The sequence below is a fragment of the Variovorax sp. Root434 genome, assembly GCF_001426595.1.
Classification (GTDB): domain Bacteria; phylum Pseudomonadota; class Gammaproteobacteria; order Burkholderiales; family Burkholderiaceae_C; genus Variovorax.
Genome location: NZ_LMEK01000027.1, coordinates 187,034 through 211,469, shown reverse-complemented (window position 1 = coordinate 211,469; position 24,436 = coordinate 187,034). Strand labels below are relative to the sequence as shown.

General features: G+C 64.7%; 20 protein-coding genes and 2 tRNA genes. 12 read left to right on the top strand and 10 right to left on the bottom strand.

All coding sequences use genetic code 11. The features are described from left to right. Positions 1–55: 55 nt before the first annotated feature. Positions 56–1,033, bottom strand: a complete 978-nt coding sequence (locus tag ASD05_RS27415) for a GlxA family transcriptional regulator (protein WP_235508119.1) — start codon at positions 1,031–1,033, stop codon at positions 56–58. A gap of 316 nt (positions 1,034–1,349) precedes the next feature. Here ASD05_RS27415 and ASD05_RS27410 point away from each other — a divergent pair, with 316 nt between their 5' ends. Then, a complete protein-coding gene (locus ASD05_RS27410; RefSeq protein ID WP_056599307.1) occupies positions 1,350–2,060 on the top strand; it encodes an autoinducer binding domain-containing protein in 711 nt (236 codons plus the stop codon). A gap of 41 nt (positions 2,061–2,101) precedes the next feature. Here ASD05_RS27410 and ASD05_RS27405 read toward each other — a convergent pair whose 3' ends face one another. The 3 genes from ASD05_RS27405 to pabB form a co-directional block, all read right to left on the bottom strand. Next, entirely contained in the window at positions 2,102–2,698 is a 597-nt protein-coding gene (locus ASD05_RS27405) for an acyl-homoserine-lactone synthase (protein ID WP_056599304.1), read from the bottom strand. 147 nt (positions 2,699–2,845) lie between these two features. Next, on the bottom strand, positions 2,846–3,712 hold the full coding sequence (locus ASD05_RS27400) for a DMT family transporter (protein WP_414930072.1): 867 nt from the start codon (positions 3,710–3,712) through the stop codon (positions 2,846–2,848). Next, positions 3,705–5,888, bottom strand: a complete 2,184-nt coding sequence (gene pabB, locus ASD05_RS27395) for an aminodeoxychorismate synthase component I (protein ID WP_082572412.1) — start codon at positions 5,886–5,888, stop codon at positions 3,705–3,707. Before pabB ends, ASD05_RS27400 begins: the two co-directional genes overlap by 8 nt. A gap of 876 nt (positions 5,889–6,764) precedes the next feature. On the opposite strand from pabB, the gene ASD05_RS29855 reads away from it, so the two are divergent. Then, complete coding sequence (locus ASD05_RS29855) at positions 6,765–7,019, top strand: helix-turn-helix transcriptional regulator (RefSeq protein ID WP_082572411.1); 255 nt, start codon at positions 6,765–6,767, stop codon at positions 7,017–7,019. Positions 7,020–7,159: 140 nt separating this feature from the next. On the opposite strand, the gene ASD05_RS27390 is transcribed toward ASD05_RS29855, so the two are convergent. After that, on the bottom strand, positions 7,160–8,401 hold the full coding sequence (locus ASD05_RS27390) for a tyrosine-type recombinase/integrase (protein ID WP_056599299.1): 1,242 nt from the start codon (positions 8,399–8,401) through the stop codon (positions 7,160–7,162). 178 nt (positions 8,402–8,579) lie between these two features. Then, positions 8,580–8,656 (bottom strand) — tRNA-Arg (locus tag ASD05_RS27385). Positions 8,657–8,936: 280 nt separating this feature from the next. Here ASD05_RS27385 and ASD05_RS27380 point away from each other — a divergent pair. Together ASD05_RS27380 and ASD05_RS27375 are read left to right on the top strand one after the other, a co-directional pair. Further along, entirely contained in the window at positions 8,937–10,271 is a 1,335-nt protein-coding gene (locus ASD05_RS27380; protein ID WP_056599296.1) for a glycosyltransferase, read from the top strand. Then, positions 10,271–11,224, top strand: a complete 954-nt coding sequence (locus ASD05_RS27375; protein WP_056599399.1) for a hypothetical protein — start codon at positions 10,271–10,273, stop codon at positions 11,222–11,224. The genes ASD05_RS27380 and ASD05_RS27375 overlap by 1 nt, the downstream gene beginning before the upstream one ends. 111 nt (positions 11,225–11,335) lie before the next feature. Here ASD05_RS27375 and ASD05_RS27370 read toward each other — a convergent pair. From ASD05_RS27370 to ASD05_RS27360, 3 genes are all read right to left on the bottom strand, one after another. Next, positions 11,336–11,412: transfer RNA gene (locus tag ASD05_RS27370), tRNA-Pro, on the bottom strand. Between the two features lie 45 nt (positions 11,413–11,457). Further along, positions 11,458–12,162: a glutathione binding-like protein gene (locus tag ASD05_RS27365; protein WP_007836635.1), complete on the bottom strand. Its 705-nt coding sequence runs from the start codon at positions 12,160–12,162 to the stop codon at positions 11,458–11,460. 108 nt (positions 12,163–12,270) lie between these two features. Continuing rightward, positions 12,271–13,950, bottom strand: a complete 1,680-nt coding sequence (locus ASD05_RS27360; protein WP_200955507.1) for an FAD-dependent oxidoreductase — start codon at positions 13,948–13,950, stop codon at positions 12,271–12,273. A 137-nt stretch (positions 13,951–14,087) separates the two neighbouring features. Between ASD05_RS27360 and ASD05_RS27355 the strand changes: the two genes are divergently transcribed. The 4 genes from ASD05_RS27355 to ASD05_RS27340 all read left to right on the top strand — a co-directional run bounded on the left by ASD05_RS27355 (position 14,088) and on the right by ASD05_RS27340 (position 18,815). Next, positions 14,088–14,966, top strand: a complete 879-nt coding sequence (locus tag ASD05_RS27355; protein ID WP_056599291.1) for a GNAT family N-acetyltransferase — start codon at positions 14,088–14,090, stop codon at positions 14,964–14,966. Between the two features lie 179 nt (positions 14,967–15,145). Continuing rightward, on the top strand, positions 15,146–17,284 hold the full coding sequence (ppk1, locus tag ASD05_RS27350) for a polyphosphate kinase 1 (protein ID WP_235508118.1): 2,139 nt from the start codon (positions 15,146–15,148) through the stop codon (positions 17,282–17,284). A gap of 19 nt (positions 17,285–17,303) precedes the next feature. Further along, complete coding sequence (locus ASD05_RS27345; protein ID WP_056599396.1) at positions 17,304–17,765, top strand: SixA phosphatase family protein; 462 nt, start codon at positions 17,304–17,306, stop codon at positions 17,763–17,765. Between the two features lie 201 nt (positions 17,766–17,966). After that, positions 17,967–18,815, top strand: a complete 849-nt coding sequence (locus ASD05_RS27340; RefSeq protein WP_056599285.1) for a hypothetical protein — start codon at positions 17,967–17,969, stop codon at positions 18,813–18,815. 6 nt (positions 18,816–18,821) lie between these two features. Here ASD05_RS27340 and ASD05_RS27335 read toward each other — a convergent pair whose 3' ends face one another. After that, on the bottom strand, positions 18,822–20,342 hold the full coding sequence (locus ASD05_RS27335; RefSeq protein ID WP_007836646.1) for a Ppx/GppA phosphatase family protein: 1,521 nt from the start codon (positions 20,340–20,342) through the stop codon (positions 18,822–18,824). A 262-nt stretch (positions 20,343–20,604) separates the two neighbouring features. On the opposite strand from ASD05_RS27335, the gene pstS reads away from it, so the two are divergent. From pstS to pstB, 4 genes are read left to right on the top strand one after another with little or no spacing between them, the layout of a single operon-like run. Next, positions 20,605–21,639 (top strand): phosphate ABC transporter substrate-binding protein PstS, encoded by a 1,035-nt coding sequence (gene pstS, locus ASD05_RS27330; RefSeq protein ID WP_056599282.1) that lies wholly within the window; start codon positions 20,605–20,607, stop codon positions 21,637–21,639. 32 nt (positions 21,640–21,671) lie between these two features. Continuing rightward, entirely contained in the window at positions 21,672–22,754 is a 1,083-nt protein-coding gene (gene pstC, locus ASD05_RS27325) for a phosphate ABC transporter permease subunit PstC (RefSeq protein WP_056599279.1), read from the top strand. Continuing rightward, positions 22,751–23,635 (top strand): phosphate ABC transporter permease PstA, encoded by an 885-nt coding sequence (gene pstA / locus ASD05_RS27320; RefSeq protein ID WP_082572407.1) that lies wholly within the window; start codon positions 22,751–22,753, stop codon positions 23,633–23,635. The genes pstC and pstA overlap by 4 nt, the downstream gene beginning before the upstream one ends. A gap of 17 nt (positions 23,636–23,652) precedes the next feature. Further along, entirely contained in the window at positions 23,653–24,435 is a 783-nt protein-coding gene (pstB, locus tag ASD05_RS27315; protein ID WP_007836650.1) for a phosphate ABC transporter ATP-binding protein PstB, read from the top strand. Position 24,436 lies beyond the last annotated feature (1 nt).

The window sequence follows — 24,436 nt, the reverse complement described above, 5'->3', positions numbered from 1 at the left end:
GGCGGGCCGTCCGGCAATGGGTAGGCGCCGTTGCGCGGGGTAAGACATGGGCCTGCTAGGCCGCGCCCGCACCTTTCATCGTGGCGTGCCGCCGCCGGTAATCGCGCGGCGTCATCTGCAGGTCGCGAACGAAGGCCCTGCGCATCACTTCCTGGGACCCGTAGCCGCATTGTCCAGCGATGGTTTTGAGGGGAAGTGCGCTTGTCTCTAGAAGGCGGCGGGCGGCGTCGAGGCGCAACTGCTGTACGCCACGCCCGGGTGACAGACCGGTCGAGCGTTCGTAGAAGCGTGCGAAGGAGCGTGTGGACATGTGGACCTCCTGCGCCAATCGGGCAACGCTGAGGTTCTCCTGCAGATGCGTTGCGATCCACAGATGCAGCGTGCCGATCCGCGCGTCGATCGCGGGATGCTCGATCGGCACCCGGCAACGGCGTGGCATGCCGTAGCGACGGCGGCATGGTCCGGCAAGGCGCGCGGCGAGCATGTCCGCGAACGCGGCACCTCGGTCCTGTGCGATCCACGACAGCGCCAGGTCTTCCCCTTGGCCCGGTTCGATGACGCGCCAGCCATGCGCTTTGTTGCAACCCGCGGACAGGTTTGCGCCTTGCCCACGCGGTCCCGGCGGCGCCGCACCGCCTCGTCGCCGCACGGCGTGTACGGCTGGTGCGCGCGGCAGCAAAGCTCGGGCGCCCAGGACGGCGCAGCGGCAAAGCTGCCTCCGGTTCCGGGAGAGCCATTCGCGCAAACGCCGCACGCCCACCGGTCCAGCCGGGCCCGGATCGGGCTCGCCACTGATGAAAAGCATGCTCGCCCGACCGACGAGCCGGTGCGGCAATGCACGCGTCGAGAGTGCCACACCGCTCGAACTCAGGGCGTGGCTGCCCGTTGCCGAGGTCATTCGAACGTCGTAGCCGGCGAGCTTGCCGCGTGTCTTGCGCAAGGCGGCATTGGCGGCCTTGAAGACCGCGAGCATGCGGATGATGTCGAGAAGAAGGAATCCGGGAAGCAGCAGGAACCAGACCTTGTGCATCATGAGGAGCCACCGTAGGGAGGATCAATCCGGAGTCTCACAACGCTGCCGCACCGCGCCAGTGCGCGAAACGGGCTCGCGAGATTGGCAGAAATGGTGGTGAATTTTGCCTCCGGGCTCGGCCAGGCGCTTCTAGACTGTCGCACCCTTGCCTCCATCACATGCTGAGTGGCCGCCCGGTGCTAGCAGTCGGCCAGCCCCGCATGGGTCGGTTCAAAGGCTGGAGCCGCTGGCCTTCTCGCCTGCCGGACTCCACACCGAGCGCCTCGACTGTGCTCGCGAAAAAGGTGGGGGTGCCGACGACGCAGGAAGCGCACCTATGAATGAGTGGACCCAGGATGTTCTCGGTCGTTTGAGCCAGGCAAGTGAGCCTTCTGAGGTGCTCGCGCAGATCAGCGTGGCAACCAGGCACCTCGGCTTCGAGCATTGCGCCTACGGGCTGCGCACGCTCGTGCCCTTCACTCGACAGAAGACCTTGATGTTCAGCACGTACGACGAGCGGTGGAATTACCGTTACATCAACGCCGGATACCTCCTGGTCGATCCCACGGTCGCTCACGGCGTGCACAGCGGCACGCCCGTGATCTGGAGCGACGAAGTCTTCCGGAGCGCCCCGCAGATGTGGGACGAGGCGCGTTCGTTCGGCCTGCGCGTCGGATGGGCGCAATCGGTCTTCGAGCCCGACGCGCGGATCGGCATGCTGACGCTTGCGAGGTCGGGCGAACCGCTGACGGCAGCGGAGATACTCGCCAAGGATCCGTGCCTGCAGTGGCTGGTGCATACCGCCCACCGCGCGTTCTGCGGCCTCCTGGGAGGTAGCCCGCTGGAGGGGCTCGAATCCCTCACGAAACGGCAGGTGGAGGTGCTGCGCTGGACGGGCGATGGCAAGACGAGCGACGAGATCGCATCCATCCTTTGCATCTCGAAACCCACGGTCGAATTTCATCTGCAGAACGCCATGGCCAGATTGGGCGCGCCCACCAAGAGCTCGGCCGCGGCATTCGCTTCACGGCTCGGGCTTCTGAACTGAGTGGAGTGCCGCACGGGGCGCGCCAGCCCGGCTGCGGGGACTCAATCGACCGCGTCGGCGTGCCGGTCTTGGCGCGGGCACCAGCTCGTGTCCACGTCGATGAAACAGGCAAAGAGCTGCTGGCCCTCGATCAGCACCGGCGGCGCCGCGCGCTGCACGGACAGGCCCGCGCGACGCAGGATGCGCTCGATGCCCAGTGGCGAGGCGCTGACGAGTCGCCGTCCACCCTGCTTGGCGACGGTCCGCATCGCGACGCTCAGCATGTCCAGCGCGAGCGACCAGCCATGTGGACCCCCGACCGCGCCGAGTCGCATCCAATCGGCCGCGGCAAATCGCGACAGTTCCCAGACGTCAGGCGAGCACGGCGCGGGCGTGTCGCCGAGCAGTTGAGGAAAGACACTGGCGAGCAGATAGGGCCGGTGCGTGGGCAAGAGACGGCTCGTGCCGACAATCTCCCCGTCCGTATTGCGCGCGATCAGATAGATGGTGTCCTTCCGATCAAATTCGTCCAGCTCCAGCCGACCGCGCGTATCGAGCTTCCAGCCCAGCTTCTCGACGAATACCTCGTGCCGGTAGCGCGCCATGTCGAACAGCACGTCTGCCGTGAAAGAGTCGATCGTTCCCGCAATGAACTCCATGAGGTCACCTCGTTGAATGAGGCCCGCATTACAGCGTGATGACGGGCGCGGGGACACTGTCAGAGTTGATAGGGCTGCGAACGTCGCGACGAGCGCTCCATCGACCGCGTGCGACACCATGGCACGGGGACAGTTCGGACTTTTTACCTACGGCCGCCGCGCGGTCCAGACGGTGAAGACGCCGGCCGCGACGATCAGCAGCACGCCGACGGTGGCCTGGGGCCGAGGCATGTCGCCCCAGATCGCGTATCCCAGCAGCAGGGCCCAGACGATCAGGCTGTAGCGAAAAGGTGTGACGACCGAGAGATCGACGCCGCGGCAGGCGACGATGAGCGCATAGTTGCCCAGCGCCGCGCAACCCGCAGCCGCCGCGAGCATGCCGAGCTCGTACCGCGTGAGCGCCGTCCAGCGTTCCACGAGACCCAGCAGCAGGCCCGCCAGGCACACGGCGAGCGTGGTCGCGACCGCGATGGTCGACGAAGGGATCGCGGCGGGAATGCGCCGTGTCACCAGGTCGCGCGCAGCCAGCGAGGCGGCACATAACAGCGCGCAGGCATGACCGGCCGCAGGGACATCCGGCCGCGCGGCCGGCTGGATGACCAGCAGGACGCCACCAAATCCCGCGGCAGCAGCCAACAGACGCCCACCACGCCAGGGCTCCCACCGCAGCGCCATCGCCGTGGCGGCGATCATCAGTGGCGCGGTCATCATGAGCGTGCTCACAGTGGCAAGCGGCGCCAGCGACAGGGCGACCACGGAGGCGAGGGCCGTCGTGACCTCGAGTCCGCAGCGCACCCCCACGAGCGGGCGCAGTGCCATTCGCCAGCAGCTACCGCGCGTGCCCCGCGCGATTGCCAGGATGAAGAGGGTCGCGAACGCACCGCGCACGGCAAGAATTTGCCCGGCTGGCAGGCTTTGCGCGGCCAGCTTCACGAAGACATCGTTGAGGACGTAGCAGCCCATGGCCACCAGCATGAGCAGGATCCCCCGGCGATTGGCCTTTGCGCTAGCCATTGGCGGACGGTGGCGGCGTCGGGGTGGTGTGCGGAGCCACAGGGTCGGATGGCGGCTCCGGGGACACCGAAGCGCCTGCGACACTTGCATCCGCGGCCGTGCCTGGCCGCGTGCCGAGCGGCGCGCCGCAGCGCCTAAGAACATCCCACAGCGCCTGTGCCTTCAGCACGATCTCCTCGACTTCGGCATCGGGATCGGACATGGCGACGATGGCACCGCCGGCACCAATGGAGATCCGGCCGTTGGCAGATACCAGGGTGCGGATCACGATGTTGAGTTGGGCCGCGCCGTCGAGCGACAGATAGCCGATGCTGCCCGAGTAGATGCCGCGCGCGGCATCTTCGAGTTCGTCCAGGATCCTCATCGTGCGTACCTTGGGGGCGCCGGTCATGGAGCCGCCGGGGAACGCGGAGCGCACACAGTCTATGGGCCCCAGGTCCGCCCGCAGCCTCCCCCGGATGGTGCTGACCAATTGGTGCACGGTGGCGTAGGTCTCGAGCGCGAACAGGCTTGGCACGTGAACGCTGTCGATCTCGCACACGCGGTTGAGGTCGTTGCGCAGCAGGTCGACAATCATCAGGTTCTCCGCGCGGGTCTTCTCGTCGGCGACCATGGCGTCTGCGATCGCGTCGTCCTCGGCCGGTGTCGCGCCGCGTGCGGCGGTCCCCTTGATGGGCTTCGATTCCACTTCCCGATCGCCGGAGATGCGAAGGAAGAGTTCAGGCGAGGCGCACAGCACGGCATAGCCGCCGATGCGCAGGTAGGCCGCATAGGGCGCCGGATTGTGCTTGCGCAGGACCCGATAAACCTCCAGCGGTCGGATGCGTCCTTCGCCGACCAGTTGGTTCGTGAGGCAGACCTCGTAGGTCTCGCCCTGCAGGATCTCGTGTTGGCAGCGCAGGATGAGTTCCCGGTAGGTCGCCAGGTCCACCCGCCAAGCCAATGAACGCAGTTCGCGGGCCGCATCTGCGCCGTCCTCCGGCGCCGCCACCTCTGCGGCTTCGAGCCGCTCGCGCATGGCCTGCATCCAGCGGCGATTTTCATTGCATGGGTCATCCTCATCGAGGCAGACGATCCACACTTGCTGCTCGAGATGGTCGAAGGCAAGAAAGCGATCGGCGAGGATCCACATCGCGTCCGGAGTGTCCGCGTCGTGAGCGCGTGCACCGTCGAGTTCGCGCTTGAGCTCGTAGCCGAAGTAGCCCACGAAGCCACAGGCGAAGTCGAAGGGAAGTTTCGGGCCCGCTGGCGACTGGCCCGGAAGGTTGTCGCGCAGGTAGTCGAAGATGCTCTCGTCCCGCACCTGGACGACGTCGCCCCGGCGCACCATCAGCTCGCGCGGTGCGGTGCGGTAGATCAGTACCTGGGTGCGCGGACCGCTCGCATCGCCCATGAACGAGAAGCGCGCCCGCCCGGCTTCGGCGAGGCTGCTGTCCAGCCAGAAAGCGCAATCGCTGTGCGCGAATGTGCTCATGAACAGGGCCTCGGCATCGGACGCGGTGTCGATGCACTCCGCGTGCAGCGACAGCGCCTGCGGGCCTTCAAGGTGCAAGGCGGGGCCGAAGCGATCTCGTGCCTCGCGCCGCGGCGCCTGCGCCAGCCATTCCCGCGTCAGGTCCCTGAAATTGCGCAGCAGCCGCGCGCCGAATTCGGTGCAGATCGACTCCGGATGGAACTGCACCCCCCACCAGGGCAGCGAGAGGTGGCGCAATCCCATCAACGTGCCGTCGGACGTCCATGCGAGCGGCTCCAGTGAGGAAGGCAGCTGCGTGACCGCGAGGGAGTGGTAGCGCACCACCTCGAAGCGGTCTGGAATGCCGGCGAAGAGATCGCGCTGCGCGTGCGACACCCGATCCAGACGTCCGTGCATCGGCCGCACCGCCAAGTCGACCCGAGCGCCGCAATGATGGGCGATGGCCTGGTGCCCGAGGCAGACGCCGAGCACAGGTTTGCGGGAACGCTGCAGCGCGTCCGCCGAGATGCCGAGATCGGCGCGTCGCTGCGGACGCCCGGGCCCCGGCGAGATCACGATGTTGTCGAAGCGCATGCGCTCGACCTCATCCCAGTGCATCTCGTTGTTGCGCAGCACGATCGGCGGTTCACCGTTGCAGGCCGCCAGGTACTGGTAGAGGTTGTAGGTGAACGAGTCGTAGTTGTCGATCAGCAGCGTGCGCATGGGATGCTCCTTGGCGGTAGGCGGAGCTGTGCATCGTTGAAGATCCGCGCCGGCGTCGCAACTGCGCAATGTGCTAGTTGCTCGGCGTGGACAGCTTGCCGATGGAGGCGCTGCAGGTCCCTGGTGGATCAGGGTTCACTCATCCTTCGCCCTGGACCCGATCGTGGTGGGCAGGAACGTCGCCCACGCGGTCTCGTTGCACGATGCTTCTCGTCTCATGGCCGGCGCACGAACTCGATACTGCTGTCTGCTCCGGCTGCCGTCAGCCGCGGCCAAGACTGGTTCAATCGACAAGGCGGCAGCCGAAATGCGGGCGCTTCGACAATGCGCGGGTGACGACTGCGGTCCGGGTGAGCAGAAAAGTTGCGGATCGATCCGTCGAAGGTGTGTCGCAGGCGGAATGAGCCGCCTTCGCGAGTCCACTCCGGCTTCCTCGAACAGACGTCGCGTGGACTCGTACTGGATTGATTTTGTCGCTGCTGGTGCGTGTGGAGGAAAGCAGAGACGGTCCTTCTATGCCCGCTAAGGGGCGCACAGTCCAAGCTGGGTTGCGGGCCAGCACAGGTCAGATGCAGCGATGAGAACTTTGGAAGCGAGGCGCCGCGTGCCATCGGGCCATCCCGTCCGTTTTCAGAGGCCTCCCAAAAGTCATAGTTGTCTTAGATTGCATCTCGTCGCACGCTAGAAGCAGATCCATGCGGAAGACGATTTTGGAAAGAGACTGCCGCTGGATTGAACAGCGATCGTCGAGCCCTGCGCAGTGCATGTTTCACTCTGGCCTGGGCACCAGTTCTGCTTCTATTCGGCTCTTCAAGCGAGGCACTTCATCTCAAACAACGCACGGCTTGAAAGCACGGCACCCATAAAGGATCTGTCATGCAACTCGAACACCACGTTAACGCTCGCGAGCTTGTTCCGCAAACTTTCGGCGCACCCGCGTTCTTTCGCATGGCTGACGTGATTCGCATCACGGCATTGAGTCGCGCCACCGTGTATCGAAGAATCGCCGAAGGCAAGTTCCCCCCACCGGTACATTTAGGGTGCGCCTGTCGGTGGCCGCGCGCAGCGCTTCAGCGGTGGATTGACGATCCGGAAAGTTATTCGAGGACACCCGAATCGCCGATGGCTTGAGCCAGATGCGTGCGCCGATCCGGTCGATCCAATAGTAGCCACGCGACGTTGATGCGGACCGTCACGGATGGCCCTCGTCTCGGATGGCCGCAGATGCGCAGGCTTCGCTGCTGTGGGTGAGCGGCGAGCTTCGTGCTGCCCTAGGCTGCTTGGAGCGCTAGGACCTGCGCGCCAGCGGCAAGGTGGTCCAAATAGTCCGCCCAGCGCTGCATCATGTCTTTGCGCTTGTCCATGAATTCCGCCCTGTCGTACGCGGCCCCGAGGGGCCCGCTTTTGCCATGCGCAAGTTGCGCCTCGATCACATCTGGCTGGATGCCATGGAGTTGTTCTGCCATGACCGTGCGAGCCATAGCGCGAAAACCGTGCGCGGTCATTTCGTCACTCGTGTACCCGAGCCTGCGCAATGCGGCATTGACGGTGTTCTCGCTCATGGGGCGCTCACCGGTCCGGATGCTGGGAAAGACATACCTGCCATGTCCGGTCAATGGTTGCACCGCGTTGAAAGCGTCCAACGCCTGCGTCGCCAACGGCACGAGATGAGGCCGGCCGTTGATCTTTTCGTGGAGCCTGCGCTTCATGTCCTGGGCTGGGATGGTGAGCATCGCCTTTTCCAGATCGATCCAGGCCCATTCCATCGCCCGGATGTTGCCAGGCCGCTGGAAGAGGAGGGCGGACAGCAGGAGGGCGGCGCGGGTGATGGGTTGGCCGCCATAGCCCTGGATCGCGCGCATCAACTCGCCGACTTTCTCCGGCTCCAGTACGGCGGCCATGCTCTTGGTGATCACCGGCCGCAGGGCGCCTTGCAGGTCCGGCGCCGGATTGCTTTCGCATCGACCGGTCTGGACGCCGTAACGAAACACCTGGCCGGCACATTGACGCAAGGTGTGAGCCGTCTCTATGACACCGCGACCTTCGATGCGCTTGAGCGCGTGGAGAAGATCCTTGGCGCGGATCGACGCGATGGGTTGTCCGCCGAGATAAGGAAAAAGGTCTTTCTCCATGATGCGCAGCCAACGCTCGGAATAGGAATCGCTCCAGCTGCTGGCCTTGGTGGCGTGGAATTCCCGTGCGAGCGCCTCAAAGGTGTTGGCTGCCTCGGTCGCACGACACTGTTTTTCCGCGCGCTTGGCGGCACTGGGATCCACGCCTTCGGCCAGCAGTTCGCGCGCCTTGTCGCGTCGCTGCCGGGCCTTGGCGAGCGACACGGCGGGGTAGACGCCGAGCGCCAGGGTCTTGGCCTTGCTATGGAAACGATAGTCCATGCGCCAGTACTTGCCCGCTGCCTTGACCCGAAGGTACATGCCGCCGCCATCGGCGTAGCGCTCGCCGATCGCAGTGCCTTTGTGTTTTACGTGCCTCACGAATGTGTCGGTCAGTGGCATGGTGATCCCCGTGCTGTCGGTACCTGGCTTTCGGCCACGTGTGGGTACCTGAAGAAGTACCGACAAATTGCGAAGATTCGATGCTACGGCCCGACATCGCGAGAGGCAAAGAAAAACCCGCCACCCCTGGGAGAAGTGCGAGTTCTGAGGCAGCGTGAAGCTGCAAGAAATGCGGGATTGGCCTGCCCGGAGGGGATCGAACCCCCGACAACCTGCTTAGAAGGCAGGTGCTCTATCCAACTGAGCTACGGGCAGATTCCAGGCTGGAGGGATGCCCGGAAAATCAACGACTTAGATGCTTTACCTACAGTCGGCAGCGGCGGATTCTACCGAGTTCCGCGCCTTGACTCGCAGGGCGGGACCGTAGTTCGACGCCACGCGGGAGCCGAATCAGGTTTGGTTCGGAGGGAAGCCTAATTTCGTAATCAGGGAAGTCTGACCGAATCCGCGTGGCGCCAAAGCCGCGCGAGTGGGTTGAACAGACTGTTCAGCACGTTTCTTGAGCGTTACATTCCATGGAACTATCAAGGGCGATATGAACGAAGATGGTCAAAAAGCACTGCCACTGCTTTACCTGTCGGTTTCCGGGAAATTCCTTATCGCGTTAATTGGTGCCACCGCGTGGATGGGATTTTCAATATGGGCTGCGGAGGCATGGCTGGCCGATTTGAAGCATTACGTCGGTACCGTGCTGGCCATTTTCCTGGTATATGGAATTGCCATTATTCCGGGCTTCATGAATGCCTTCATGGCCATAAGCCTGCTTCTCGACAAGAGACCGACGCATTCCCCGTTGTCCGTCTATCCCCCGATTTCCATTCTGGTGGCCGCTTACAACGAGGAAGCCTCCATTGAGGAGACGCTTGCCAGCATCGGGCGCCAGAATTATCCTGGCGAACTGCAGGTTCTCGTGATCAACGACGGATCCACGGACAACACTTCTCTTGTTGTTCAGCGAGCCAAGGATCAGTACTCCTGGCTCACCTTCGTCGATCTGAAAAAAAATGGAGGCAAAGCCCGGGCCCTGAATATCGGATTCAAGGAAGTCTTGCACGACCTGGTCGTTACCGTGGATGCCGACTCTTTTCTGTACCGAGGAGCCCTCGCCAGCATTGTCGAGCGTTACCGAGCCGATCCACCCAATACCCGGGCCGTCGCAGGAAAAATCCTGGTCCGGAACTCGAGGCAAAATTGGATTACCCGCTGCCAGGAATGGGACTATTTTCACGGTATTGCAGCAATCAAGCGGGTGCAATCGCTGTTTCAAGGCACATTGGTTGCGCAGGGCGCGTTTTCCATCTACGACCGGGCCGCGCTGATCGAGGTCGGAGGGTGGCCTGAGTGCGTGGGAGAGGACATCGTGCTGACGTGGGCCCTGCTGAAAGCCGGGTATCGGGTGGGTCACTGTGAGGATGCGTGCCTGTTTACCAATGTGCCCAGCACCATCAGGCAGTTGGTCAAGCAGCGCCAGCGATGGGCGCGCGGCATGACCGAGGCCTTTGTCAAGCACCCGGGAATCCTCTTCAAACCCAGGTTGTCGACATTTTTCATTTATTGGAATCTGGTGTTTCCATGGCTGGATCTGGCATACACGATCGGATTCATTCCGGGAATCATATTCGCGCTTTTCGGCTATTACTGGATTGTGGGCGTAATGACGCTCGCGCTGATACCGGCGGCATTCGCGTTGAGTCTTCTGATGTTTTCAATCGAACGCAGAATGTTCAAGAAAACGGGATTGGTCGTGCGAAAAAATATCCAGGGCTTCTTCGTTTACGTGCTCCTGTACAGCCTGCTGCTGCAGCCCGCCAGTATTCTCGGATATCTGGATGAGTTGTTCAGAAAGCCCAAGGCCTGGGGGACGAAATGATGGAGGCGTTGAGATATTCCATTGCCGTTCTCTCCGGGGCCATGGTGCTGGCTGGACCCTGTAAAGCCGAAGAAGAAAAAGGCAAGGAAAAACCAAGCGACATGGCTTTTGGCACGGAATTTTTCCTGACCAGCGACAGCGATCATTTTCAGTCGAGGAGGGTATCGGCCGAATTCTTTCCTGCTTTCGAGAATGCCGATCGCTACCTGGGTTTTCGTCTCTCCGACTACCAATACAAGCAAGATAGCTGGCAAAGGGCCGGAAAGAAGATTTCATTTCTAGCCCGCTCGATCGAATCCAGGACTGGCGATGGAGGGGCCCTGGAGGCCGGCCTGTTTCAGCAGGGAGGGCACACGCTGCTGACACTGGACGGCAGTTACCGCATGTCACCCACGAAGAGTACCGCGGTGGAGTTTCTCGTAACCCGCGACTGGGTGGAAACTCCGAAGTCCCTGGACCGCGGGATCGATTTTTCGTTTGTCGGGGTTGCCGTGGACCAGGGGCTGGGAAGCCATTTGACTCTGGTCGGACTGCTGGGACAGCAATATTTTTCGGACGGCAATCGACGGGACCATGCCCGCCTGCGGCTGATCTATCAGCCGTCACTCGATCTGGGGCTGACCTTGCAGGCGCGCTATCGAACGTACCGAAGCACCCATGAGGACGTGGACAGAGCCTATTTCAATCCGAAGAGCTACAGCGAGTCGATGCTGGCGATCGGTTGGCGGCACCGTTTCCAGGGATGGACGGCCTCCCTGACGGCGGGGCTTGGCAACGAGACGATCAACCACGATTTGAATCAACCAACGAGATTGTTCGACCTGAGCCTTCAAAGTCCGGTCAGGGGCTCGCAGGTATTTCGTTTTGGCGCGGGCTACAGCCGCAGCACTACCTTTTCGGGGCCCAGCTACCACTATCGATACCTGCGCGGCGAATGGGTGATCCTTTTTTGAGTGCAAGGCCTGCACCTGAAGCGAACGCTGCCGACGGCTACAGGGACACCATCCCCGCAGAAACGAAAATGCGGACAGCCACTTGAGTGACTGTCCGCATTGCGTTTTCTATGGTCGGGGCGAAAGGATTCGAACCTTCGACCCTCTGGTCCCAAACCAGATGCGCTACCAGGCTGCGCTACACCCCGACAAGCCTTCAATTCTAGCCCGGATCTTGGCCCTTCTCGGACTTCTCAGCGTTTCTCGTACTGGGTCTTGCCAAAAAGAATCTCGCGCTCCTTGTCGCCGGTGATCGGCTGGCGCAGGTCGGCCAGCACTTTCACGCCGCGCTGCACGGCGGGGCGCGCGGCGATGCCGTCGAACCAGGCCTTCAGGTGCGGAAAGTCGGTGAGGGTGATGCCCTGGTTCTCCCAGCTGCGAAGCCACGGAAAGATTGCAATGTCGGCAATCGAATAGCTCTTGCCGGCAATGAACCTGTTTTTCGACAACTGCTTGTCGATCACGCCGTACAGGCGCTTGGCTTCGTTGCTGTAACGGTCGATGGCATAGGCGATCTTCTCGGGTGCGTACAGGCGGAAGTGGTGCGCCTGGCCGAGCATGGGGCCGACGCCGCCCATCTGGAACATGAGCCACTGCAGCACGTCGTAGCGTTCGCGATCGCCGGTGGGCAGAAACTTGCCGGTCTTGCCCGCAAGGTAGACGAGGATGGCGCCCGATTCGAAGAGCGAGATGGGCTTGCCGTCGGGACCGTCGGGGTCGGTGATGGCGGGGATCTTGTTGTTCGGGCTGATCTGCAGGAACTCGGGCGCGAACTGATCTCCCTTGCCGATGTTCACGGGGTGCGCGTGGTACGGCAGGCCGCACTCCTCCAGCATGACGTGAACCTTGTGGCCGTTCGGCGTGGGCCAGGAATAAACCTCGATGGGCGATGCGGGCATGTCGACTTGCACTCCGTGATGTGATGCGAGCCCGGCAGCATATACGCGGCCTTTCGAACGCGTGCGGGGCGCAATTGTTTGGCCTGGCTTGGCGGATGGATGCGCGGCTCAGGCCACGGCCGAGGCCTGCGACAGGTGCTGATGGATCAGCGCGACCGCGGCCGCGCCTTCGCCGATGGCGCCGCCCACGCGCTTGACCGAACCCGATCGCACGTCGCCCACGGCGAATACGCCCGGCACGCTCGATTCGAGCGCCGCGGCCGGCCGCGCCGGAAAGCCGCTGCTCGCGGCGGCGCCGGTGAGCACGAAGCCGTGCTTGTCGACGGCCACCCCGCAGCCTTCAAGCCACGAGGCTTCGGGCTCGGCGCCAACGAACAGGAAGATGTTGCGCGCCGGGCAGTCATGTTCGGCGCCGCTGGTGTGACAGCGCCATGTCGCTCCGGTGAGGCCTTCGTCGGAGTCGCCGTGCAGGCGCACGAGTTCGGTGTGGGGCTGCAGCGAGATGTTGGGCGTGGCCTCGATGCGGTCGATCAGGTAGCGCGACATGCTGGCGGCCAGCGACGGGCCGCGCACGAGCACGTTGACCTTGGCCGCGTGGCGCGACAGGAACACCGCGGCCTGTCCCGCCGAGTTGCCGCCGCCCACCAGCGCCACCTCTTGCTGCGCGCAGATCTTCGCCTCGATGGCAGAGGCCCAGTACCAGATGCCGCGGCCTTCGAATTCGGCGAGACGCGGTACTTCGGGACGCCGGTAGCGTGCGCCGCTGGCAATGACGACGGTGCGCGCATGGATCGTGCGGCCATCGGCCAGCGCAACGGCCAGGCTGTCGAGGGCGTTGTCGCGCGAACAGTCGAGCGACACCACCTTGGCCGGAATCAGCATCTCGACGCCGAACTTCTGCGCCTGCACGAAAGCCCGGCCCGCCAGCGCTTGCCCCGAGATGCCGGTCGGGAAGCCCAGGTAGTTCTCGATGCGCGCGCTCGCGCCCGCCTGGCCGCCGAAGGCGCGGCAGTCGAGCACGATCACGCGCAGGCCTTCGGAGGCCGCATAGACGGCGGTGGCGAGTCCTGCCGGCCCGGCACCGACGACGGCCACGTCGAACAGTTCGTTGCGCTCGGCGGTGTCGACCATGCCCAGGCAGCGCGCGAGCGCGTCGTCGGCCGGGTTGACCAGCACCGAGCCGTCGGGGCACACGGCCAGCAGCTTGCTGGCGCCGTATTGCGCAAGCAGCGCCGCGGCGTCGGGGTCTTCGGCGGCGTCGACCAGGTGATATGGATAGCCGTTGCGGCGAAGAAAGTTCTCCAGCCGCGCCATGTCGGGCGACTGCGGCTGGCCGATCAGCACCGGGCCGCTGGCGCCTGACTCGATCAGCGCCACGCGCCGCAGGATCAGCGCGCGGGTGATGCGTTCGCCCAGGTCGGCTTCGGCCACCAGCAACGCGCGCAACTGCGCGGGGGAGACGAGCAGCGCCTCGACGTCTTCGTCGGCATGGCCATCGACCAGGGCAGGGCGGCCGCTCAACTGGCCGACTTCGGCCAGGAATTCGCCCGGCCCCTGCCGCACGATGGGCACGACGTGGCCAAGGCCGTCGCGCTGCGTGACGGCCACCACGCCCTTGAGCAGCACGAACATGCCGGGACCGGTTTCCCCGGCGGTGAAGAGCCGGCTGCCGCGCGCAAACTGCTGCACGGTGCCGAAGTGCGCAATGCGCGCAATCTCGGTGTCACTGAGGACAGGGAAAGTCTGGTGAAGGCGGTTGCTGTCGGTGCCGTTTGCGTCGAGGGCCATGTGGGGAAACTCCATGTCGCGAATCCACTGCATTAAACGACGAAGCGGCGCGCAGCACACCGTCATGCGGCTGCAATCTTCCTGACACGCGCGCTTCATGGCAGGTGCGGAGACTCCCTCGGCAGAAAGGGTTCCCCATGAAAGAACTGCCCAACCCGACGTTTCCGCTTTCACAGATCGGGCTGCGCGCGGCCTTGTGGCCCGCTCCCGCAACCGGTGTGCCTGCCGTTGCCCGCACGTCGGTGCCTCAGGCGCCTGCTGTCATCCTGCCGCCGGTTGTCGAGTCCAAGCAAGGCATCACCGTGGGCTGGGCCCGCCACCTGGACGACGTACGAGCCGCCCAGCGACTGCGCTACGACGTGTTCGTCGGCGAAATGGGCGCCCGGGTCTCCTCGCCGCTGGCCGGCCACGACATCGACCTGTTCGACGATTTCTGCGAACACCTGCTGGTGCGCGACGAGCTGACGCAGCAGGTCATCGGTACTTACCGCGTGCTCACGCCGGCCCAGGCCCGCCGCGTCGGCAGCACCTACAGCGACACCGAGTTCGACCTCACCCGCCTGCGCGACCTGCGCGAGCGCATGGTCGAGCTGGGCCGCAGCTGCGTGCATCCGGACCACCGTCAGGGCGGCGTGATCCTCGCGCTGTGGGGTGCGCTGGCCGGTTTCATGCATCGCAACAAGCTCGACACGATGATCGGCTGCGCGAGCATTCCGATGTCACACAACGGTGTCACGAACGGCGACGCGGCGGCCAGCATCTGGCGCCAGGTGTCGGCCAAGCACATGGCGCCGATCCAGTACCAGGTGCAGCCCCGCCTGCCGCTGCCGGTCGAGCGGCTCGACAGCACGCTCGACGTGGAGCCGCCGGCGCTCATCAAGGGCTACCTGCGCCTGGGCGCCAAGGTGCTCGGCGCGCCGGCCTGGGACCCGGACTTCAACGCGGCCGACCTGCCGATGCTGATGCGCATCGACGATTTGCCGGCGCGCTACCGCAAGCATTTCCTGGGCGCATGAAGCCGGCGGCTGCCCCGTCTCACAACGGGTTGCCCGCCCAGTCTCCGGGCATGATGGAGCCCCACAAGACGGCGGCGGTGGCGTCACGAGAGTGTCATGAGAGCGTCACAAACGACATCGACACTGTCATATTTCCGCCTACGTGTGCTCCCGTGCCGCTTGCTCCAGAATCAGTGCCCATGCCACTCGCCCCCGCAGACCGGTCGCCAGCCGTCGCGGCGCCCACGTTCACGCTGCTCGACCGCGACCACAGCATCCTGTCATTCAATGAACGGGTGCTCGACTGGGCCCGTCGGCCCGAGGTGCCGCTGATCGAACGGCTGCGCTACCTTTGCATCGTGTCTTCCAACCTCGATGAGTTCTTCGAGGTTCGCGCCGCGCCGCATCTGATCGCGGGCAGCGCCGGCGACCGCAAGGGCGTCTACACCGTCGAGTCGTTCGAGCGGCTGGCCGAAGCGGCACACAAGCTCGTGGCGCGCCAGTACGCGCTGTACAACGACGAGCTGATGCCGACCTTTGCCACGCACGGCATCCACATCATTTCGCACGGCGAGCGCAATCCGGCGCAGCGCAAGTGGGTCGGCGAGTATTTCGAACGCGAGGTGCGCCCGCTGCTGATCCCGGTCGGGCTCGACCCGGCGCATCCGTTTCCGCAGGTGGCCAACAAGTCGCTCAACTTCATCGTGCGGCTGGGTGGCAAGGACGCGTTCGGGCGCGAGAACCCGATCCAGATCGTGAAGGTGCCGCGCGTGCTGCCGCGCCTGATCAAGATGCCGGCCAAGGTATCGGACGGCAAGACGCTGTTCGTGGCGCTGTCGAGCGTGGTGCGTGCGCACCTTGCAAGCATGTTCCCGGGGCGGGAGGTAGGCGATTTTTCGCAGTTCCGAGTCACTCGGCATTCCGACCTGGCAGTGGACGAGGAAGACGTGAAGAACCTGCGCACCGCCTTGCGCCAGGGGCTTCAGCATCGCCACTACGGGCAGGCCGTGCGACTGGAGGTGTCGGCGAGCTGTGCCGAGTCGCTCGCGAGCTTTCTGCTTGCGCAGTTCAACCTGCCGCCGCAGTCGCTGTACCGCGTGCACGGGCCGGTCAACCTGGCACGGCTCACCCAATTGGCCGACTTGCTCGATGAGCCGCAGTTGCGGTTCCCGCCATACCCGGCGTCGTACCCGGTCACGCTGTCGCCGGCGCAGTCGTTCTTCGAGCGGCTGCAGCGCGGCGACGTGCTGATCCACCAGCCCTTCGAGAGCTTCGAGGGCGTGCTCGCATTCCTGCGCGAAGCGGTGCTCGACCCGCAGGTGCTGGCGATCAAGCAGACCATCTACCGCACGGGTACCGATTCCGAACTGATGGACCTGCTGCGCGAAGCGGTGCGCCGCGGCAAGGAAGTCACAGTGGTGGTGGAGCTGAAGGCGCGCTTCGACGAAGAGGCCAACATCAACTGGGCCGAGATGCTCGAGTCGATCGGTGCGCAGGTGGTGTACGGCGTGGTCGGCCTGAAGACCCACGCCAAGATGCTGCTGGTGACGCGCCGCGAGGGCAAGCAGATGCGCCGCTACGGCCATCTTTCCACGGGCAACTACAACCCGCGCACGGCGCGGCTGTACACCGACATCAGCCACCTCACGGCCGACCCGCTGCTGACAGCCGACATGGAATCGGTGTTCGTGCACATGGCCAGCCAGAGCCGGCTGCCCAGACTCAACCGCATGTGGCTGGCGCCGTTCGACCTGCACAAGAACATCACGGCGCAGATCGATGCGCTGGGCATGGCCGCCGCGGCGGGCCACCCCACGCGCATCGTCGCCAAGATGAACGCGCTGACCGACGAGGAGATCATTGCCTCGCTGATCCGCGCGGGGCAGAAGGGCGTGAAGATCGACCTGATCGTGCGCGGCGCGTGCACGCTGCCCGCGCAGGTGCCGGGTCTGACCGACAACATCCGCGTGCGCTCGGTGATCGGGCGCTTCCTGGAGCATTCGCGGGTCTTTTATTTCCGCAACGGCGAGGACGAGTCGCTGTACCTGTCGAGCGCCGACTGGATGAACCGCAACATGATGCGGCGTATCGAACTCGCGTGGCCCGTGACGGACCCCGCGCTGCGCCAGCGGCTGATCGACGAATGCCTGGTGGCCTACCTGCACGACGGGCGCGATGCCTGGGACCTCGGCGCAGACGGTATCTACACGCGCATCGACCACGACACGCATCCGGGCGAGGACGGCGTGGGGCGCGCCGTCGAGGCTCATGGTGCGCAGTCTGCGCTCATGAACCGCTATGCTTCACGAGGGCATCTGCGCGATGCATCCAGCAACTGACGCACGAAGGACCATGACCATGGACTTGATCTTCTGGCGGCATGCCGAAGCCGAGGACTGGACTGAGGGTTGCGACGACATGCAGCGCTCGCTCACCCCGCGCGGTGAGAAGCAGGCCAAGCGGATGGCCAGCTGGCTGGACCGCCAGTTGCCCGACGGCACGCGCATCATCTGCAGCCCCGCGCGACGCTGCGAGCAGACCGCGCTGGCCCTGGGCCGCAAGTACAAGCTGCGTTCGGAACTCGCGCCCGACACCACGCCCGAGGCGCTGCTCGGCGCGGCCGGCTGGCCCAACGGCAAATCGGTGGTGCTGATGATCGGCCACCAGCCCTCGGTGGGGCAGGCCATCTCGCTCCTGCTCGGCCTCAAGCAGGACAGCTGCCCGGTGCGCAAGGGCGCGCTGTGGTGGATCCGCACGCGCGAGCGCGACGGCGACGTGCAGACCATCGTCGTCACGGTGCAGTCGCCCGAGCTCATTTAGGCGCCCCCGGCCTGCCGCTTCAGGGCAGGCGCTTTGTCATGGTTGCAGACCAGGCGGGGCGGGGCGCTTGTCTCCCCGGAAAAGGGGCGCACCGCTCATGTGCGCAGGCGGCGCAATTTCTACAGTGACTCCACGGCAGTCCGCCTGGCCCCGATGAGGGGAAAGGCCATTGCCAGTCGGCCAACTCACTGGGGAACGCGCATGAAACTGCTCAACCTCTCGCCAAGAAGCTTCACGAACCTGCTGCGGGAAAGCGCGGGCATGTCGTTGAAAACGCTGACTCCCCTGCTTGTTGCCACGGCCCTTGTGTCAGGGTGCGCCACGGACAAGCCCCTGCCTGCGCTGCAGGTCAGCCACGATGCCGCCCGGTCGGTGGCGAAGGTCGAAATCATCTACAACCAGGAGGACGAACTGATCGTCGTGGATGGCGGCGGTTCGGGGCTGACGGGCTTTGCCGGTTTCCTGGGGCCCATCGGCGCGCTGCTGGCACTTGGCATCGACACCAACAGCCGGATGACGACGGCCGACCGCACGGACCGGCGCAGCAAGGAGTTCACGGCCGCGGTGAGGAACAGCGGTGTGCCCATGGGGCTCAACAGCTATTTCGCAGAGCGGCTGGCGGCGCGCCTGCGGGACGGCGGCCGCGAGGTGAAGCTGACGCCTTTCATGCGCGCGACCGGAAAGCTCCCCGAGATGAAGGTGCCGGAACTCCAGCCGACCCCCGGCTACAGCACGTTGATCCTGCGGATCACGACTGCCTATGGGGCATCCGATGCGACTTCGAGCTTCAAGCCCATCGTGGCGGTCGAGCAGTTGCTCAGAGACGAGCATCAGGCTGTCCTCTACCAGGCAAGCCATACCTCCGACTTGAGCCAGCCGACCTACTTCCGGTATGACGGCCTGCTCAGCGATCCTGCGGTTGCCCGGGAAGGGCTGAGGCAAGGGCTTGCCCAGGTCGTTCAGCCTGCCTATGCCGGGATGTTCGGGGACGACGAGCCTCGCATGGCCCATGCGACAGCCGGTCGGACGGTCGGCCTCGACCCCAAGTAAAGCGGCTCAGGCCCCGCTGAGTTCCACGCGCCAGGTGCTGGTCTTCTGCCAGGCCTGCACTTCTTCGCGCAGGAGGTGTGCGGACTGCGGGTAGGCCTCGGCCCAGTCGGGCGCGCAGGCAATCGTGAAAGCCCTGGCGCCCAATGCCGCGAGATGCAGCGCGAGCGGATCGGGATCGCGGCGCGCATGGCACAGGATGATCGCGAGCCGAAGCGACAGCAGCTGCATGACGAAGGTCTCGTCGTCCAGCGCGATTTCGAGCTTGCGCAGCTTGCCGCGCTGGCCAAGCACCAGCTGGCCGAGCGCGTGCATCTCGTTCACCGCGAAGCCGGGCGCGTCGGTGTTGTCGAGGATGTAGGCGCCGTGCTTGTGATAGTCGCTGTGCGAGACCAGCGTGCCGATCTCGTGCAGCTGGGCCGCCCAACCCAGTTTGCGCAATGCGCGGCCGGCGCGGCTCGACGTGCTGCCGCCGCGTGCGGCGGGGGAGAGCTGCACGAACAGCGACGCGGCCGTTTCGCCCACGCGCTTGGCCTGGGCCGCATCGACCGAAAACCGGCTGGCCAGACGGGCCACGGTGGCCGTGCGCATGTCGGCCACGCTCTCGTCTCGTTCCAGCAATTCGTAGAGCACGCCGTGGCGCAATGCACCCTGCGCCACCTTCATCTCCTCGATGCCGAGCAGGTCGAACACCGCGCGCAGCACGCTCACGCCGCCGCCGATCACGGCCTTGCGGTCCTCGCGCATGCCGTCGATGCGCAGCTTGTCGGCGCTGCCGGCCTTGAGCAAGCGGTCGAGCAGCCAGTCGAGGCCTTCGCGGGTGACGAGGCCCGATTCGGCGCCCGCGGCAGCGAGCACGTCGCCGACCGCGCCGATGGTGCCCGAGGCGCCGTAGGCCACGTCCCACTGGTCGCGGGTGTAGCTGCCAAGCGCATCGTCGAGCACGGCCTTGGCGGCCACTTCGGCGGCGCGGAAGGCTGCGGGCGTGAACTGGCCCTCGGCGAAGTGCTTCATCGACCAGGCGACGCTGCCCACGCGGTACGACTCGACCAGCTCGGCCTCGAGCGCGTGGCCGATGATCATTTCAGTGGAACGCCCGCCGATGTCGACCACCAGCCGGCGCTCGCGCTCGGATGCGTCGGTGTGCGGGAGCATGTGCGCCACACCTTGATATATGAGGCGGGCTTCTTCCCGGCCCGGGATCACGTCGATGCCGAAGCCCAGGATGGTGCGTGCACGCAGCAGGAACTCTTCGCGGTTGCGTGCTTCGCGCAGCGTTTGCGTGGCTACGGCTCGCACCTGCGAGCGCTTGAAGCCGGCCAGCCGCTCGCCGAAGCGGGCGAGGGCGTCCCAGCCGCGCTGCATGGCTTCGGTGGTGAGGTTGCGCGCGCTGTCCAGTCCGTTGCCCTGGCGCACGGTCTCCTTGAGGTATTCGGTGCGGTGGATCTGGCCGTGATCGACCTGTCCGATTTCGAGCCTGAAGCTGTTCGAGCCCAGGTCGACTGCTGCGAGGCGGGTGCCGTTTTGCATGTGGTTCCGAGAAGAAGGCGGGTGTCTTGTTGTGTTTGATCGTAGCGCCGTGACAGAGCGCGCAGCCTCCAGATTCGCGCGACAGCGAGGTTCGCAAGGCTAGGCGCGGACCATGACGGTTGCGTGACAGCGTCACATGGATCGCGAGGGAAACGAGGGCATTTTCCCTCGACAGAGGGGTGTCACACCGATGTCACACAAGCTTTCTAGAGTCCGTTCAAGCCCAAAAAAGGGACTACTTCTTACTTCTAAAGGAAGCTTCATGAAAACGACGTTCAAATTTGCAACAGCCGGCCTGGTGGCCGCGGTGTTCTCCATTTCCGCCTTCGCCCAGGACGTGACCGGCGCCGGCGCCAGCTTCCCGGCACCGCTGTACGCCAAGTGGGCCTCCGACTTCAACAAGGCCACCGGCGTGAAGATCAACTACCAGTCGGTCGGTTCGGGCGCCGGCATCAAGCAGATCGAAGCCAAGACCGTCGACTTCGGCGCTTCGGACGCTCCCCTGAAGGACGACGAACTGCAGGCCAAGGGCCTGATGCAGTTCCCCACCGTCATCGGCGGCGTGATCCCCGTGGTCAACATTCCCGGCATCAAGCCCGGCGAGCTGAAGCTCAGCGGCCAGGTCCTGGGCGACATCTACCTCGGCAAGATCACCAAGTGGAACGACCCCGCCATCAAGGCGCTGAACGGTTCGCTGAACCTGCCCGACGCCGCCATCGCCCCGGTTCGCCGCGCCGACGGCTCGGGCACCAGCTTCCTGTTCACCAACTACCTGAGCAAGGTCAACGCCGAGTGGAAGAGCAAGGTCGGCGAAGGCACGGCCGTGAACTGGCCCACCGGCGCGGGCGGCAAGGGCAATGAAGGCGTCGCAGCCTTCGTGAACCGCCTGCCCAACTCGATCGGCTACGTCGAGTACGCCTACGTCAAGCAGAACAAGATGACGTACGCCCAACTGCAGAACGCCGCCGGCACCTTCGTGTCGCCCGACGACTCGGCCTTCAAGGCCGCCGCCGCCGGCGCCGACTGGAACAAGAGCTTCTACCAGGTGCTGACCAACCAGGCCGGCAAGGATGCATGGCCCATCACCGGCGCCACCTTCATCCTGATGCACAAGGTGCAGGACAAGCCCGCCAACGCCACTACTGTGCTCAAGTTCTTCGACTGGGCCTACAAGAGCGGCGACAAGACGGCCGACGACCTCGACTACGTGCCGATGCCCGACGCCGTGAAGGCGACCATCGCCAAGGCATGGGGTGAAGTGAAGGACGCGTCGGGCAAGGCCGTCGCGTTCAAGTAATCCACCCATCAGCCCAGAAGAACGGCGTGTCCATGAGCAAACCCTCGCTCCAGGACGCGCCGCTTTCGTCTTTGCCGGAGCGACCTGTGTCATCCACCTTTCCCGCCGCTGCCACCTCCCTCGACCTCGCGGCCGAGCGCGGTCGTGCCACCGCCCCTCCGCCGCCCGTGAAGGCACCGCGCTCCGGCCCGATGGCCGACCGGCTGTTCGGCTGGGCCGCCAAGGGCGCCGCGCTGTTGACGCTCGCGATGCTCATCGGCATCCTGCTGTCGCTGATCGCCGGCGCCTGGCCCGCCATTTCGAAGTACGGCCTCGGCTTCCTCACGAGCAGCGTGTGGGACCCGGTCAAGGACGAGTACGGCGGCCTCGTCATGATCTACGGCACGCTGGCCACCTCGATCATCGCGCTGGTGATCGCGGTGCCCGTGAGCTTCGGCATTGCGCTCTTCCTCACCGAACTTTCGCCCAGTTGGCTCAAGCGCCCGCTGGGCACGGCCATCGAACTGCTGGCGGCGGTGCCCTCCATCGTGTACGGCATGTGGGGCCTCCTGGTGTTCGGGCCGATCCTTTCCACCTGGGTGCAGCAGCCGCTGCAGAAGCTGCTCGGCGGCGTGCCTTACCTCGGCACACTGGTCTCCGGCCCGCCGGTGGGCATCGGCATCCTGTCGGCCGGCATCATCCTGGCGATCATGATCATTCCGTTCATCGCCTCGGTGATGCGCGACGTGTTCGAGGTGACGCCGCCGCTGCTGAAGGAGTCGGCCTACGGCCTCGGCTCGACCACCTGGGAAGTCGTCTCCAAGGTGGTGCTGCCCTACACCAAGGCCGGCGTCATCGGCGGCATCATGCTCGGCCTGGGCCGGGCGCTGGGTGAAACGATGGCGGTCACGTTCGTGATCGGCAACATGAACCAACTCAACTCGCTGTCGGTGTTCGAGGCTGCGAACAGCATCACCTCGGCACTCGCCAATGAATTCGCCGAAGCCGGCGCGGGCCTGCACCAGGCTGCGCTGATGTACCTCGGCCTCGTGCTGTTCTTCATCACTTTCGTCGTGCTGTCGCTCTCCAAGATGCTGCTGGCCAAGATGAAGAAGAGCGAAGGAACCAAATCGTGAGTACCGCTCAAAACCTCTTGAACGCCAAGGCGCTCGCTGAAACGCGCCAGGCCCGGTTCGCTTCGCGCAACCGCGTCAACAAGATCGCGCTTACGCTGTCGCTCGCTGCGATGGCCTTCGGTGTGTTCTGGCTGGTGTGGATCCTCTGGGAAACGCTGCGCCAGGGCGTCGGCGGCCTGGCCATTGCCACCTTCACCGAGATGACGCCGCCGCCGAACGAGGCGGGCGGCATCGCGAACGCGATCTTCGGTTCGTTCGTGATGGTGATGCTGGCCACCTTCGTGGGCACGCCCATCGGCATCATGGCCGGCATCTACCTGGCCGAGTACAACCCCAAGGGCTGGCTCGCATCCGTCACGCGCTTCGTCAACGACATCCTGCTGTCGGCGCCGTCGATCGTGATCGGCCTTTTCGTCTATGCCGTGGTGGTGGCCCATTTCAAGACCTTCTCGGGCCTGGCCGGCGCGCTGGCGCTCGCGCTGATCGTGATTCCGGTGGTGATCCGCACCACCGAGAACATGCTGCAGCTGGTGCCGCCGGGCCTGCGCGAAGCGGCCTACGCGCTGGGCACGCCGAAGTGGAAGGTCATCCTGAGCATCACGCTGCGCGCCGCACGCGCCGGTGTGGTCACGGGCGTGCTGCTTGCTGTGGCGCGCATCGCGGGCGAAACCGCACCGCTGCTCTTCACCGCGCTGAACAACCAGTTCTGGACCGCCGACGTGAGCCAGCCGATGGCCAGCCTGCCGGTCACGATCTTCAAGTTCGCGATGAGCCCGTACGAGAACTGGCAACAGCTGGCATGGGCCGGCGTGTTCCTGATCACGATTGCCGTGCTTGCCCTCAACATCCTGGCGCGGGTCCTGACGCGCACCAAACACTGAATCCAGAAGAAGACAACATGCCAAACACCGTCGCACAACAACCGTCGCGCTCGAAGATCTCGGTCAAGGACCTGAACTTCTACTACGGCAAGTTCCACGCGCTCAAGGGCATCAACCTCGAGATTCCCGAGAACAAGGTCACCGCCTTCATCGGCCCCTCGGGCTGCGGCAAGTCGACCCTGCTGCGCACCTTCAACCGCATGTTCGAGCTCTACCCGGAGCAGCGTGCCGAAGGCACCATCGCGCTGGACGGCGAGAACCTGCTCACCTCGAAGCAGGACGTGGCGCTGATCCGCGCCAAGGTCGGCATGGTGTTCCAGAAGCCCACGCCGTTCCCGATGTCGATCTACGACAACATCGCCTTTGGCGTGAAGCTGTTCGAGAATCTCTCGGCCAGCGAAATGGACGACCGCGTCGAGTGGGCCCTGAAGAAGGCCGCCCTGTGGACCGAAGTGCGCGACAAGCTGCAGCAAAGCGGCTCGGGCCTCTCGGGCGGCCAGCAGCAGCGCCTGTGCATTGCGCGCGGCATCGCGATCAAGCCCGAAGTGCTGCTGCTCGACGAGCCCTGCTCGGCGCTCGACCCGATCTCGACCGCGAAGATCGAGGAACTGATCGCCGAGCTGAAGAATGAATACACAGTGGTCATCGTGACGCATAACATGCAGCAGGCCGCCCGCTGCAGCGACTACACCGCCTACATGTACCTCGGCGACCTGATCGAGTTCGGTGCGACGGAACAGATGTTCTTCAAGCCGCAGCGCAAGGAAACCGAGGACTACATCACCGGCCGTTTCGGCTAAG